This is a genomic window from Pseudomonas sp. NFACC43, from assembly GCF_900119645.1.
GTDB lineage: Bacteria > Pseudomonadota > Gammaproteobacteria > Pseudomonadales > Pseudomonadaceae > Aquipseudomonas.
Genome location: NZ_FPKK01000024.1, coordinates 31344 through 44155, shown reverse-complemented (window position 1 = coordinate 44155; position 12812 = coordinate 31344). Strand labels below are relative to the sequence as shown.

At 62.5% G+C, this 12812-nt stretch carries 13 protein-coding genes; 11 read left to right on the top strand and 2 right to left on the bottom strand.

Going from position 1 to position 12812, the window contains the following annotated elements; all coding sequences use genetic code 11:
* The 7 genes from BT179_RS25770 to BT179_RS25740 form a co-directional block, all read left to right on the top strand.
* Positions 1-654 (top strand): OprD family outer membrane porin (locus BT179_RS25770; RefSeq protein ID WP_143147083.1); only part of this gene is annotated, 654 nt, incomplete at its 5' end.
* A gap of 190 nt (positions 655-844) precedes the next feature.
* Entirely contained in the window at positions 845-1666 is an 822-nt protein-coding gene (locus tag BT179_RS25765) for an NAD-dependent epimerase/dehydratase family protein (protein ID WP_072398995.1), read from the top strand.
* A gap of 45 nt (positions 1667-1711) precedes the next feature.
* Entirely contained in the window at positions 1712-2617 is a 906-nt protein-coding gene (locus BT179_RS25760) for an SMP-30/gluconolactonase/LRE family protein (RefSeq protein ID WP_072398996.1), read from the top strand.
* 56 nt (positions 2618-2673) lie between these two features.
* Entirely contained in the window at positions 2674-3642 is a 969-nt protein-coding gene (locus BT179_RS25755; protein ID WP_072398997.1) for a TRAP transporter substrate-binding protein, read from the top strand.
* A 75-nt stretch (positions 3643-3717) separates the two neighbouring features.
* Positions 3718-4245 carry a TRAP transporter small permease gene (locus BT179_RS25750; protein WP_072398998.1) on the top strand — a complete coding sequence of 176 codons (528 nt, stop codon included), beginning with the start codon at positions 3718-3720 and terminating at the stop codon, positions 4243-4245.
* A complete protein-coding gene (locus BT179_RS25745; protein WP_072398999.1) occupies positions 4245-5525 on the top strand; it encodes a TRAP transporter large permease in 1281 nt (426 codons plus the stop codon). The genes BT179_RS25750 and BT179_RS25745 overlap by 1 nt, the downstream gene beginning before the upstream one ends.
* Positions 5526-5737: 212 nt before the next feature.
* Positions 5738-6607 (top strand): aldose 1-epimerase, encoded by an 870-nt coding sequence (locus tag BT179_RS25740; RefSeq protein WP_072432307.1) that lies wholly within the window; start codon positions 5738-5740, stop codon positions 6605-6607.
* Between the two features lie 42 nt (positions 6608-6649).
* Here the strand turns inward: BT179_RS25740 and BT179_RS25735 are convergent, their stop codons facing one another.
* Positions 6650-7450, bottom strand: coding sequence for a sulfite exporter TauE/SafE family protein (locus tag BT179_RS25735; protein WP_072399001.1), 801 nt, complete (start codon positions 7448-7450; stop codon positions 6650-6652).
* A 137-nt stretch (positions 7451-7587) separates the two neighbouring features.
* Here BT179_RS25735 and BT179_RS25730 point away from each other — a divergent pair, with 137 nt between their 5' ends.
* Complete coding sequence (locus BT179_RS25730; RefSeq protein WP_072399002.1) at positions 7588-8451, top strand: MBL fold metallo-hydrolase; 864 nt, start codon at positions 7588-7590, stop codon at positions 8449-8451.
* A gap of 102 nt (positions 8452-8553) precedes the next feature.
* Here the strand turns inward: BT179_RS25730 and bkdR are convergent, their stop codons facing one another.
* The gene (gene bkdR / locus BT179_RS25725; RefSeq protein WP_053157366.1) at positions 8554-9042 is read right to left on the bottom strand and encodes a Bkd operon transcriptional regulator BkdR; all 489 of its coding nucleotides are present in this window, start codon (positions 9040-9042) and stop codon (positions 8554-8556) included.
* 191 nt (positions 9043-9233) lie between these two features.
* Between bkdR and BT179_RS25720 the strand changes: the two genes are divergently transcribed.
* From BT179_RS25720 to BT179_RS25710, 3 genes are read left to right on the top strand one after another with little or no spacing between them, the layout of a single operon-like run.
* Positions 9234-10469, top strand: coding sequence for a 3-methyl-2-oxobutanoate dehydrogenase (2-methylpropanoyl-transferring) subunit alpha (locus BT179_RS25720; protein WP_072399003.1), 1236 nt, complete (start codon positions 9234-9236; stop codon positions 10467-10469).
* 1 nt (position 10470) lies between these two features.
* Positions 10471-11529, top strand: coding sequence for an alpha-ketoacid dehydrogenase subunit beta (locus BT179_RS25715; protein ID WP_072399004.1), 1059 nt, complete (start codon positions 10471-10473; stop codon positions 11527-11529).
* Positions 11530-12804, top strand: a complete 1275-nt coding sequence (locus BT179_RS25710; RefSeq protein ID WP_072399005.1) for a dihydrolipoamide acetyltransferase family protein — start codon at positions 11530-11532, stop codon at positions 12802-12804.
* Positions 12805-12812 lie beyond the last annotated feature (8 nt).

Genomic DNA, 12812 nt, shown 5'->3' with positions numbered 1-12812 from the left:
TCCGACCGCTTCAACTTCGGCGGCGGCGAATACGCCTTCAACGAAAAACGCACCCAGGTGGGCGTGTGGTACGCGGAACTGTCCGACATCTACCAGCAGCAATATTTCAACCTGACCCACAGCCAGCCCATGGGCGACTGGACCCTGGGCGCCAATCTCGGCTATTTCATCGGCAAGGAAAACGGCAGCGCCCTGGCCGGTGACCTGGACAACAAGACCGCCTTCGCCATGCTCTCGGCCAAATATGGCGGCAACACCTTCTATGTCGGCCTGCAGAAAGTCGGCGGCGACGATGCCTGGATGCGGGTCAACGGCACCAGCGGCGGTACCCTGGCCAACGACAGCTACAACTCCAGCTACGACAACGCCAAGGAAAAGTCCTGGCAAGTGCGCCACGACTTCAACTTCGCCGCCGTCGGCGTGCCGGGCCTGACCCTGATGAACCGCTACATCAGCGGCGACAACGTGCACACCGCCACGGTGGACGATGGCAAGGAATGGGGTCGCGAAAGCGAGCTGGCCTATACCGTACAGAGCGGCGCGCTGAAGAACCTCAACGTGAAATGGCGCAACTCGTCGCTGCGTCGGGACTTCAGCACCAACGAGTTCGATGAGAACCGCATTTTCATCAGCTACCCGATTTCGCTTCTCTGAGCAAAGGAGCTGGCGTCATGACCTGTCACATAGCGGTCATGACGCTGGCGTAACGCGTGGCAAGGAGGCCGGTTTAGAGCGATTCGTCGATCAGACGTTGACAAGGTAGCGCAAGGATAAGGATATTCGCCCTCGGTCGTACGACAACTTATAACAACTGATACCTCTCACTGTTTGCTCAGGTAACTTCATGACTACGACAACCATTCGCCATCCCTTCAATCGCCTGTTGCTCACCGGTGCCGCCGGCGGCCTGGGCAAAGTGCTGCGCGAGCGCCTCAAGCCTTTCGCGCGGCATATTCGCCTGTCGGATATCGCCAACATGGCGCCGGCCATCGACGAAAGCGAAGAAGTGGTGCTCTGCGACCTGTCCGATAAGCAGGCAGTGCACCGACTGGTGGAAGGCGTCGACGCCATCCTGCATTTCGGCGGCGTATCGGTCGAGCGCCCCTTTGAAGAAATCCTCGGCGCCAACATCAGCGGCGTGTTCCATATCTACGAAGCGGCCCGCAAGCACGGCGTCAAGCGAGTCATCTTCGCCAGCTCCAACCATGTCATCGGTTTCTACAAGCAGGACGAGCCCCTCGACGCCCTCTCCCCTCGCCGCCCGGATGGCTACTACGGCCTGTCCAAGTCCTACGGCGAAGACATGGCCAGTTTCTACTTCGATCGCTACGGCATCGAGACCGTGAGCATCCGCATCGGCTCGTCGTTCCCGGAGCCGCAGAATCGCCGGATGCTGAGCACCTGGCTGAGCTACGACGACCTGACCCAACTGATCGAATGCTCGCTCTACACCCCGAGCGTACGCCATACCGTGGTGTATGGCATGTCCGCCAACCGTGATGTCTGGTGGGACAACAGCCACGCCGCACACCTGGGTTATCAACCCAAGGACAGCTCTGAAATCTTCCGGGCCAAGGTCGAGGCGCAACCCATGCCGGCCGCCGACGATCCGGCCAGGATCTATCAGGGCGGCGCCTTCGTGGCGGCCGGCCCGTTCGATGACTGATTCGTCTGTTTTTCCATGGGATACGAACGCCACAAGGGAATCACCATGCAAGCCGAATTGATTGTCGATGCACGCAACGCCGTCGGGGAAAGCCCGGTCTGGGTCCCCGAGGAAAACGCCCTGTACTGGGTGGACATCCCCAGCGGCGGCCTGCAGTGCTGGAACGCCGGGACTGGCCAGCTCAAGGGCTGGAACACTCCGGAAATGCTTGCCTGTATCGCCCGCCACCAGGACGGCGGCTGGGTGGCCGGCATGGAAAGCGGCTTCTTTCGCCTGCACCCCAATGACGACGACACGCTGGACAGCGAGTTGTGCGCCAACGTCGAACACAGCCGCCCCGACATGCGCCTCAACGATGGCCGCTGCGACCGCCAGGGTCGCTTCTGGGCCGGCAGCATGGTGCTGAACATGGGCGCCAACGTCGCCGAAGGCAGGATGTACCGCTTTGAAGCCGGGCAACGCAGCCCGGTCGAGGCGCAACTGAGCGGTTTCATCGTACCCAACGGCCTGGGCTTCAGCCCGGACGGGCGCACGATGTATCTCTCAGACTCGCATCCGCTGATCCAGCAGATCTGGGCCTTCGACTACGACATCGACAGCGGCACGCCTACCAACCGGCGCCTGTTCGTCGACATGATGCCCTTGGCCGGTCGCCCGGACGGCGCGGCAGTGGACGCCGAGGGTTGCTATTGGATCTGCGCCAACGATGCCGGCCTGATCCATCGTTTCACCCCGGATGGGCGCCTCGACCGCTCGCTGGAAGTGCCGGTCAAGAAACCGACCATGTGCGCCTTCGGCGGCAGCCGCCTCGACACCCTCTTCGTCACCTCGATCCGCCCTGGCGACGACAGCGATCCCCAATCCCTCGCCGGGGGTGTGTTCGCGTTGAACCCTGGCGTCAAGGGCCTGGCCGAACCCGCATTCGGAGGGTTGAAACACGCCGCGAACTGACTTGCTGCACCGCTTTACTGGATGAGCCATAAAAACAACAACACTGGAGACTGACCATGAATTTCAAACGCACGCTTCTGATCGCGGCCCTGCCCCTGGCCTTCCTGGCCCAGGCGGCGCATGCCCTTGAACTCAAGATCGCCGACATCCATCCCAAGGGTTACCCGACCGTGGTGGCCGAGGAATCCATGGGTAAAACCCTGGAAAAGGAAAGTAATGGCGAACTGAAGTTCAAGTACTTCCCGGGCGGCGTGCTGGGTTCGGAGAAAGAAGTCATCGAACAGATGCAGGCCGGCGCGATCCAGATGTCCCGAGTCAGCCTCGGCATCGTCGGTCCCGTGGTGCCGGATGTGAACGTCTTCAACATGCCGTTCATTTTCCGCGACCAGGCCCACATGCGCGCCGTCATCGACGGCGATGTCGGCGATGCGATCCTCGACCGGATCACCAACTCCGAGTTCGGTCTGGTGGCCCTGGCCTGGATGGACGGCGGCACGCGCAACCTCTACACCAAGAAGCCGGTGCGCAAGCTCGAAGACCTCAAGGGCATGAAGATCCGCGTCCAGGGCAATCCGATGTTCATCGAGACGTTCAATGCCATGGGCGCCAACGGCATCGCCATGGACACCGGTGAGATCTTCAGCGCCTTGCAGACCGGCGTGATCGACGGGGCGGAAAACAACCCGCCGACCATGCTCGAGCACAACCACTACCAGAACGCCAAGTACTACAGCCTGACCGGCCACCTGATCCTGCCCGAGCCTATCGTGATGTCGAAGATCACTTGGAACAAGCTCACGCCGGAACAGCAAGACATGGTGAAAAAAGCCGCCAAGGCTGCTCAGGCCGAGGAGCGCAAGCTGTGGGACCAGAAGTCCGCCGCCAGTGAAGAAAAACTCAAGGCCGCCGGCGTCGAATTCATCACCGTGGACAAAAAGCCCTTCTATGACGCCACCGCGCCGATCCGCGCCAAATACGGCGCGCCGTATGCCGACCTGATCAAGCGTATCGAAGCTGTCCAGTAAGACCTTTCGATCTGTACTCCTGAAAAGGCCGCGCGCGCCTGCGGTTGACGGCGCGCCCGGTTACGGTGGAACCCGATGAAGAATTTGCTGCTGCGTATCAACGACACGATTTACATGACTTGCATCTGGGTGGCCGGCCTGTCTGTGCTGGCCGTTGCACTGATGATTCCCTGGGGTGTGTTTGCCCGTTATGTGTTGGGCTCAGGTTCCAGCTGGCCGGAGCCCACCGCGATCTTGCTGATGATCGTGTTCACCTTCATCGGTGCGGCCGCCAGCTACCGCTCTGGCTCGCACATGGCCGTGGACATGGTCACCAGCCGCTTGCCATCGCACTGGCGCACGGTGGCGTCGGTCTTCACCCAATTATTGATGGCCGCAGTCTGCATTTTCATGACCATCTGGGGCACCAAGCTGTGCATGACCACCTGGAATCAGTTCATGAGTGCCATACCCACCCTGCGCGTCGGCATTACCTACATGCCGATTCCGATTGGAGGTTTCCTGACCCTGATTTTTGTCCTGGAAAAACTCTTGCTGGGTGATCAAAGCCAGCGTCGGGTCGTGCAGTTCGACCTGGTTGAAGAAAGCGAAGGTGCCGTTTAATGGACGCTCTGATCCTGCTGGGCAGTTTTTTGTTGTTGATCCTGATCGGCATGCCGGTCGCCTACGCATTGGGCGCTGCCGCTCTGATCGGGGCGTGGTGGATCGATATTCCGTTCCAGGCCATGATGATCCAGGTCGCGGGCGGGGTGAACAAGTTCTCGTTGCTGGCCATTCCGTTTTTCGTGCTGGCCGGCGCCATCATGGCCGAGGGCGGCATGTCCCGCCGGTTGGTGGCGTTCGCCAGTGTGCTGGTGGGGTTCGTACGCGGAGGCCTGTCCCTGGTCAACCTCGTCGCTTCGAGCTTCTTCGGTGCAATCTCCGGATCCTCGGTGGCCGACACCGCCTCCGTCGGCTCCGTGCTGATACCGGAAATGACACGCCGGGGCTATCCGCGTGATTACGCCACCGCCGTCACCGTCAGTGGTTCGGTACAAGCGCTGCTGACACCGCCCAGCCACAACGCGGTGCTGTATTCCCTCGCCGCTGGCGGCACCGTCTCCATCGGTTCGCTGTTCATGGCCGGCATCGTCCCCGGCATCCTGATGAACCTTTGCCTGATGGCTCTGTGCCTGGTTTTTGCGAAAAAGCGCAATTACCCCAAGGGCGAAGTGATTCCGCTCAAGCAAGCACTGAAGATCTGCAAGGAAGCCATGTGGGGCATGATGACCCTGTTCATCATCCTTGGCGGCATCCTCTCGGGCGTCTTCACCGCCACAGAATCGGCCGCCATTGCCGTGGTGTGGGCGTTCTTCGTGACCATGTGCATCTATCGCGACTACAAATGGAGCGAGCTGCCGAAACTGATGCACCGCACGGTACGCACCATCTCCATCGTGATGATCCTGATCGGCTTCGCCGCCAGCTTCGGCTACATCATGACCCTGATGGAAATCCCGGCGAAGATCACCACCGCGTTCCTGACCCTGTCGGACAACCGCTACGTGATCCTGATGTGCATCAACGTGATGTTGCTGCTGCTAGGCACCGTGATGGACATGGCGCCGCTGATCCTGATCCTGACACCCATCCTGATGCCGGTGATCGTGGGCATCGGCGTGGACCCTGTCCAGTTCGGTATGATCATGCTGGTGAACCTGGGGATCGGCCTGATCACGCCACCTGTGGGCGCGGTGCTGTTCGTCGGATCCGCCATCGGCAAGGTCAGCATCGAAAGCACCGTCAAGGCCCTGCTGCCGTTCTACGGCATGCTGTTCCTGGTCCTGCTGGCCGTGACCTACATCCCTGCCATTTCCCTGTGGCTGCCGAAACTGGTGTTGTAACAAACGACAAATCCCTCTCGTGGCAAGGAGGGTTCCCCGTTGGGCTGCAACGCAGCACTGAAGCTCAGATCCCGGTGCCAGACAGATCGGGGCTGCTGGTTCCGGGGCTGCTTTGCAGCCCAGCGGGGATAAATCCTTCGCCAAAATCGGGGTTCACATACAGACATCCAATTCTCTGCATAACAGCCTTTCCTCTTTGGCAGACAACCACCATGACGTCCCCCCTTCTCCATCTCGAAGACGAACTGACCCGCCTCATCCTGGCCCCACATCTGGGTGCCAGTCTCGTTGAGTGGACCGTGCGTGGCACCGGTGCGCCCCTGCTGCGCCCTCCCGCGCCCCAGGCGCTGGAAAATGGCCTGCCAGGCAAACTGGGGGGCTTCCCACTGATCCCCTGGTCGAACCGGATCGCCAAGGGCGGCTTCGATTGCCCCGGCGGCTGGCTCGCCCTGGATGCCAACAGCCCCAACGACCCGTTTCCGATCCATGGCAGTGCTTGGCAGCAACCGTGGCAGGTGATCGAACACAGCGCCCACGAAGCCCTGCTGCAACTCGACTCCCGACATCCGTTCGGTTACCGGGCCAGTCTGCGCATCGGCCTGAACGGCGGCCAGTTGCAGATCGCGATGCTGGTCACCCACACAGCGAAACAGCCGGCGTGGCATGGACTGGGCCTGCACCCGTACTTCCCGCGCACCGCCGCCACCCGCCTGAAAACCCGCGCAACCCAAGCCTGGCTGTGCGACGCCACGAAACTGCCGACGGAACTGATCGACCTCCCCGCACACTGGGATTTTGGCGAGGCCCGCTTGCTGCCGGACACCCTGGTGGACAATGGCTTCGGTGGCTGGGACGGGCATTGCCTGATCCAGCAGCCAGACCTGGGCTACACGCTGGAGTGCCGGGCCAGCGGCAGCGATTACTTCCTGCTCTACTGCCCGGTGGGCCTGGACTTCTTTTGCTTCGAACCGGTCAGCCATCCGGTCAACGCCCATCACCTGCCCGGACGTCCCGGGTTGCGCCTGCTGGAGCAGGGGCAATCGATGGCGATGCAGTTCTCGATGCAGTGCAGGTTGCTATGAACCCCATTCCCCGATTGGGGCCGAGGATCTGGTGCGTGACCGCTACGCCCGTACCCACATGAACACCGCCACCCCCAGGCAAACCCCGGCGAACCCCACCTGCAGCACCCGGGCCGGGACCCTCGCCGCCAGGCGCCGCCCCAGCATCATCCCGACGATGCTTGCCGCGATGAACACCGCGCCGACCCGGTCGATGCTCACCCCGGCATGAAACGCCCCCACCACGCCAATCAGTGAAATCAGGCTGATGACCATCAAGGACGTCGCGACGATGCCGCGCATCTGCACGTCGGTCAGTTGCTTGAACGCCGGTACGATCAGGAAACCACCGCCCACGCCCAGCAACCCCGATACCAGGCCCGTCACCGCCCCCAAAGCCGACAGCGTAACGGTGCAGCGAGGCGTCCAGGCCAGGCGCCCGGTCTGGCGATCGAGCATGCAGTTCTTCTGGCCCCAACTGGCCGCGCCGTGATCGCTGGGCCCCGGTTGCGCGGTTTCTCCACGCAACATGCGCGCAGCCACCAGCACCATCAGCAGGCCGAACAGGATCATCAGGACTTTTTCCGGCAGCCGGTGGGCCATATGGATCCCTAGCGGCGAAAACACCGCGCCGAGCAAGGCGATCAGCATCGCCGCCCGGTAACGCACCAGGCCATGGCGCAGCCCGTCGATGGCCCCCACCGCCGCCGCGCTGCCCACCGCCAGCAACGCCACCGGCGCGGCCTGGGTCATGCTCCAGCCCAACCCGAGCACCAGTGCCGGCACCGCCAGGATGCCACCACCGGCCCCCGTCAGTCCGAGGATCACCCCCATGATCACGCCAGAAAAACCTGCCAGAACCATAAAACTCTCTCAAGCCACGCACACCTGTTGTCAGGTGCGATCGCATTTGCAGGACGCCTCGGCCCTCACTAAGCTGCGGACCATATGTTGTAAACCTCAAGCGTTGCAACCGCTTCTTCCCGTACAGGTTCGCTGTCATGCCCGCGCAGATCCAGAGCTTTCTCGACCCCGCCTCGAAGACCTATACCTACGTCGTCTATGAACACGAGGGAGGGCAATGCGCGGTGGTGGACCCGGTGCTGGACTATGACCCGGCCTCGGGCCGCAGCGGCACCGTTCAGGCCGAGCGGGTGATCGCTTTCGTGCGCGAACACCGGTTGACGGTGCAATGGCTGCTGGAGACCCACGCCCACGCCGATCACTTGTCCGCCGCGCCTTACCTGCGCAAGGTGCTGGGAGGGAAGATCGCCATCGGCCAGGCCATCGGCGAGGTCCAGCAGGTCTTCAAGAAGCTGTTCAACCTTGAACCGCAGTTTGCCGTCGACGGCTCCCAGTTCGATCACCTGTTCGCCGCCGACGAAGGGTTTTTCATTGGCAATCTCAAGGCCACGGCCCTGCACGTGCCCGGCCATACGCCGGCGGACATGGCCTACCTGATCGACGGCGATGCGATCCTGGTGGGCGACACGCTGTTCATGCCGGACGTGGGCACCGCCCGTTGCGACTTTCCCGGAGGCAACGCCCACCACCTCTATGCCTCGATTCGCAAACTGCTGGCCTTCCCCGCCAGCGTGCGGCTGTACGTATGCCACGACTACCCTCCGGACACCCGCGAACCGCACTGCATGAGCACCGTGGGTGAGCAGCGCCAGCACAATATTCACGTCCACGACGGCATCGACGAGGCCACGTTCGTCGCCATGCGTACCCAGCGGGATGCAACGCTGGGCATGCCGACGCTGCTATTGCCGGCGATCCAGGTGAACGTGCGGGCCGGCAACCTGCCGCCGGCCGAGGACAATGGCGTGACGTACCTGAAGATTCCGCTCAATCAGCTTTAGAAGCTTGTACTGAACGCGATGGCAGTGGGTCAGCAACAATGATCCATCAGACAAGCAAAACCTCCCCAGCAGGAACTGCCGAAGGCAGCGATCCTTCGACTTTCAGGTTCCCAAGGTCAAGCCATTGGCCGGCAACGGCAGCGCCGTCTTGTAGCGCACCTGCTTGAGGGCAAAACTGGAGCGGATATTCGCCACCCCCGGGACCTTCGTCAGGAAGTCCATCATGAACCGCTCCAGGGCCTGGATCGTCGGCACCAGTACGCGGATGAGGTAATCCGGGTCGCCCGCCATCAGGTAGCATTCCATCACCTCGGGCCGGTCGGAAATGGCCTCCTCGAAATGCTGCAACGCCTCCTCCACCTGCTTCTCCAGACTGACATGGATGAACACGTTGACATGCAGGCCCAGCAGGTCGGCATCCAGCAGCGTGACCTGCTCGCGGATGACCCCCAGCTCCTCCATGGCCCGGACCCGATTGAAGCACGGCGTCGGTGAAAGGTTGACCGAACGGGCCAGGTCGGCGTTGGTGATACGGGCGTTTTCCTGAAGGCTGTTCAGGATGCCGATGTCGGTGCGATCCAGTTTACGCATGAGACAGATATTCCTGATTTTTATCGTTGTGCAGATTTTTTATCTGCAAATAACCTGAACAGCAAGCCAACAGAGAAAAATATTCTTCTGCGTCGAGCCTATGATTGTTGTAGGACAATTTTCCTTATCCAGGAGAGCTGTCAGCTAGCGCGCCCACTACAAGAAATTCACAAGATCGAGCGTAGAAAGCCATGAACCCAGCGTATGAACCGCTACGCCTGCACGTCCCCGAACCCACGGGCCGTCCCGGCTGCAAGACCGACTTCTCCTACCTGCACCTGAGCGATGCCGGCACGGTGCGCAAACCGTCCATCGACGTTGAGCCCTCCGATACCGCCGACCTGGCCCGCAGCCTGATCCGCGTACTCGACGACCAGGGCAATGCCCACGGTCCATGGGCCGAAGACATCCCCCTCGAGATCCTGCGCAAGGGCATGCGTGCCATGCTCAAGACGCGGATCTACGACAACCGCATGGTGGTCGCCCAGCGCCAGAAAAAAATGTCGTTCTACATGCAGAGCCTCGGCGAGGAAGCCATCGGCAGTGCCCAGGCCCTGGCGCTGAACATCGACGACATGTGCTTCCCCACCTACCGCCAGCAAAGCATCCTGATGGCCCGGGAGGTCCCTCTGGTGGACCTGATCTGCCAGTTGCTGTCCAACGAGCGCGATCCGCTCAAGGGCCGGCAGCTGCCGATCATGTACTCGGTCAAGGACGCCGGTTTCTTCACCATTTCCGGTAACCTCGCCACCCAGTTCATCCAGGGCGTGGGCTGGGGCATGGCCTCGGCGATCAAGGGCGATACCAAGATCGCATCGGCCTGGATCGGCGACGGCGCCACCGCCGAGTCGGACTTTCATACCGCCCTCACCTTCGCCCATGTCTATCGGGCCCCGGTGATCCTCAACGTGGTGAACAACCAGTGGGCGATTTCCACTTTCCAGGCCATCGCCGGGGGTGAAGCCACCACATTCGCCGGACGCGGCGTCGGTTGCGGCATCGCCTCGCTGCGGGTCGATGGCAACGATTTCATGGCTGTCTATGCCGCCTCCCGCTGGGCCGCCGAACGCGCCCGGCGCAACCTCGGCCCGGCGCTGATCGAATGGGTCACCTACCGCGCCGGCCCGCACTCCACTTCCGACGATCCCTCCAAGTACCGCCCCGCCGACGACTGGAGCCACTTCCCGCTGGGCGATCCGATTGCCCGCCTCAAGCAGCACATGGTGAAGATCGGCCAGTGGTCCGAAGAGGAACATGCGGCGGTTACCGCCGAACTGGAAGCCGAAGTGATCGCCGCGCAGAAGGAAGCCGAGCAGTACGGCACCCTTGCCGGCGGGCAGATTCCAAGCGCTGCCACCATGTTCGAGGACGTCTACAAAGAGATGCCGGAGCACTTGAAGCGCCAGCGTCAGCAGTTGGGGATCTGACATGAACGATCACAACAACAATATTGCGTTGGACACCGCCATGACCACTACCACCATGACCATGATCCAGGCCCTGCGCTCGGCCATGGACGTGATGCTCGAACGCGACGACAACGTCGTGGTGTTCGGCCAGGACGTGGGTTACTTCGGCGGCGTGTTCCGCTGCACCGAAGGCCTGCAGAGCAAGTACGGCACCTCCCGGGTGTTCGATGCGCCGATTTCCGAAAGCGGTATCGTCGGCGTGGCGGTGGGCATGGGCGCCTACGGGCTGCGGCCGGTGGCCGAGATCCAGTTCGCCGACTACGTCTACCCGGCCTCGGACCAGATCATTTCCGAGGCGGCGCGCCTGCGCTATCGCTCGGCGGGTGAGTTCACTGCGCCCATGACCCTGCGCATGCCCTGCGGCGGCGGCATCTACGGCGGCCAGACCCACAGCCAGAGCATCGAGGCGATGTTCACCCAGGTCTGCGGCCTGCGCACCGTGATGCCGTCCAACCCCTACGACGCCAAGGGCCTGCTGATCGCCTCCATCGAAAACGATGACCCGGTGATCTTCCTCGAACCCAAGCGCCTGTATAACGGTCCGTTCGACGGCCACCACGACCGCCCGGTAACCCCGTGGTCGAAACACCCCTCGGCCCAGGTTCCGGACGGTTACTACACCGTGCCGCTGGACGTGGCCGCCATCACCCGTCCGGGCAAGGACGTGACTGTGCTCACCTACGGCACCACGGTCTACGTTTCCCAAGTGGCGGCCGAAGAGACCGGCATCGATGCCGAAGTCATCGACCTGCGCAGCCTCTGGCCGCTGGATCTGGAGACCATCGTCAAGTCCGTAAAAAAGACCGGACGCTGCGTAATCGTCCATGAAGCCACCCGCACCTGCGGCTTCGGCGCCGAGTTGGTGTCGTTGGTCCAGGAACACTGCTTCCACTCCCTGGAAGCGCCCATCGAGCGCGTCACCGGCTGGGACACCCCCTATCCCCATGCGCAGGAGTGGGCGTATTTCCCAGGGCCGTCCCGAGTGGGCGCGGCATTGAAACGGGTCATGGAGGTCTGAATGGGCACGCACGTTATCAAGATGCCGGACATCGGCGAAGGCATCGCGGAAGTGGAATTGTCGGTGTGGCACGTCAAGGTCGGCGACATGGTGGTCGAAGACCAGGTGCTGGCCGATGTCATGACGGACAAGGCCATGGTGGACATCCCCTCGCCCGTCCATGGCCGGGTCATCGCCCTGGGCGGTGAACCGGGTGAAGTGATGGCGGTGGGCAGCGAGCTGATCCGCATCGAAGTGGAAGGCGCTGGCAACCTCAAGGAGTCGGCAGCGCCATTCGCTGCGCCGGCACAGCCCCAGGCGGCGAAACCTGCCCCGGTGGCGGCACCTGAACCGTCGCTGGAAAAACTTGCCGCAGCACCGCGCCCGGCGCCCCAGGCCCCTGTGGCCCGTGAGCCCGCCGAACGGCCGCTGGCGTCTCCGGCCGTGCGCAAACATGCCCTGGACCTGGGTATCCAGTTGCGCCTGGTGCAGGGCAGCGGCCCCGCCGGGCGTATCCTGCACGAAGACCTGGAAGCCTACCTGGCCCAGGGCTCGACACCCCCGGCCAAGGGCGGTTCGAGCTACGCCGAACGCCACGACGAACAGCAGATCCCGGTGATCGGCATGCGCCGCAAGATCGCCCAGCGCATGCAGGAAGCAACCCAGCGCGCCGCGCATTTCAGCTATGTCGAGGAAATCGACGTCACCGCCCTGGAAGAGTTGCGCATCCACCTGAACGAAAAACACGGCGCCAGCCGCGGCAAGCTGACCCTGCTGCCGTTCCTGGTGCGGGCCCTGGTGGTGGCCCTGCGGGATTTCCCGCAGATGAACGCCCGCTACGATGACGAAGCCCAGGTCATCCAGCGCTTCGGTGCGGTGCATGTAGGGGTCGCCACCCAGAGCGACGTGGGCCTGATGGTACCGGTGATGCGCCATGCCGAATCCCGCAGCCTGTGGGACAGCGCGACGGAAATCGCGCGCCTGGCCACGGCCGCCCGCAACGGCAAGGCCAGCCGCGATGAGTTGTCCGGTTCCACCATCACCCTGACCAGCCTCGGAGCCCTCGGCGGGATCGTCAGCACCCCGGTGCTGAACCTGCCGGAAGTGGCAATCGTCGGCGTCAACAAAATCGTCGAGCGGCCCGTAGTGATCAAGGGCCAGATCGTGATCCGCAAGATGATGAACCTCTCCAGCTCCTTCGACCACCGGGTGGTCGATGGCATGGACGCGGCGCAATTCATCCAGGCCTTGCGTGGCCTGCTCGAACAACCGGCAACGCTGTTCGTGGATCAATAATGGGAGCA

What these genes read in the sequence shown, in the direction of transcription:
- BT179_RS25765 (WP_072398995.1), top strand. Translation starts at nt 845, where the DNA reads ATGACTACGACAACCATTCGCCATCCCTTCAATCGCCTGTTGCTCACC.
- BT179_RS25760 (WP_072398996.1), top strand. Translation starts at nt 1,712, where the DNA reads ATGCAAGCCGAATTGATTGTCGATGCACGCAACGCCGTCGGGGAAAGC.
- BT179_RS25755 (WP_072398997.1), top strand. Translation starts at nt 2,674, where the DNA reads ATGAATTTCAAACGCACGCTTCTGATCGCGGCCCTGCCCCTGGCCTTC.
- BT179_RS25750 (WP_072398998.1), top strand. Translation starts at nt 3,718, where the DNA reads ATGAAGAATTTGCTGCTGCGTATCAACGACACGATTTACATGACTTGC.
- BT179_RS25745 (WP_072398999.1), top strand. Translation starts at nt 4,245, where the DNA reads ATGGACGCTCTGATCCTGCTGGGCAGTTTTTTGTTGTTGATCCTGATC.
- BT179_RS25740 (WP_072432307.1), top strand. Translation starts at nt 5,738, where the DNA reads ATGACGTCCCCCCTTCTCCATCTCGAAGACGAACTGACCCGCCTCATC.
- BT179_RS25735 (WP_072399001.1), bottom strand. Translation starts at nt 7,450, where the DNA reads ATGGTTCTGGCAGGTTTTTCTGGCGTGATCATGGGGGTGATCCTCGGA.
- BT179_RS25730 (WP_072399002.1), top strand. Translation starts at nt 7,588, where the DNA reads ATGCCCGCGCAGATCCAGAGCTTTCTCGACCCCGCCTCGAAGACCTAT.
- bkdR (WP_053157366.1), bottom strand. Translation starts at nt 9,042, where the DNA reads ATGCGTAAACTGGATCGCACCGACATCGGCATCCTGAACAGCCTTCAG.
- BT179_RS25720 (WP_072399003.1), top strand. Translation starts at nt 9,234, where the DNA reads ATGAACCCAGCGTATGAACCGCTACGCCTGCACGTCCCCGAACCCACG.
- BT179_RS25715 (WP_072399004.1), top strand. Translation starts at nt 10,471, where the DNA reads ATGAACGATCACAACAACAATATTGCGTTGGACACCGCCATGACCACT.
- BT179_RS25710 (WP_072399005.1), top strand. Translation starts at nt 11,530, where the DNA reads ATGGGCACGCACGTTATCAAGATGCCGGACATCGGCGAAGGCATCGCG.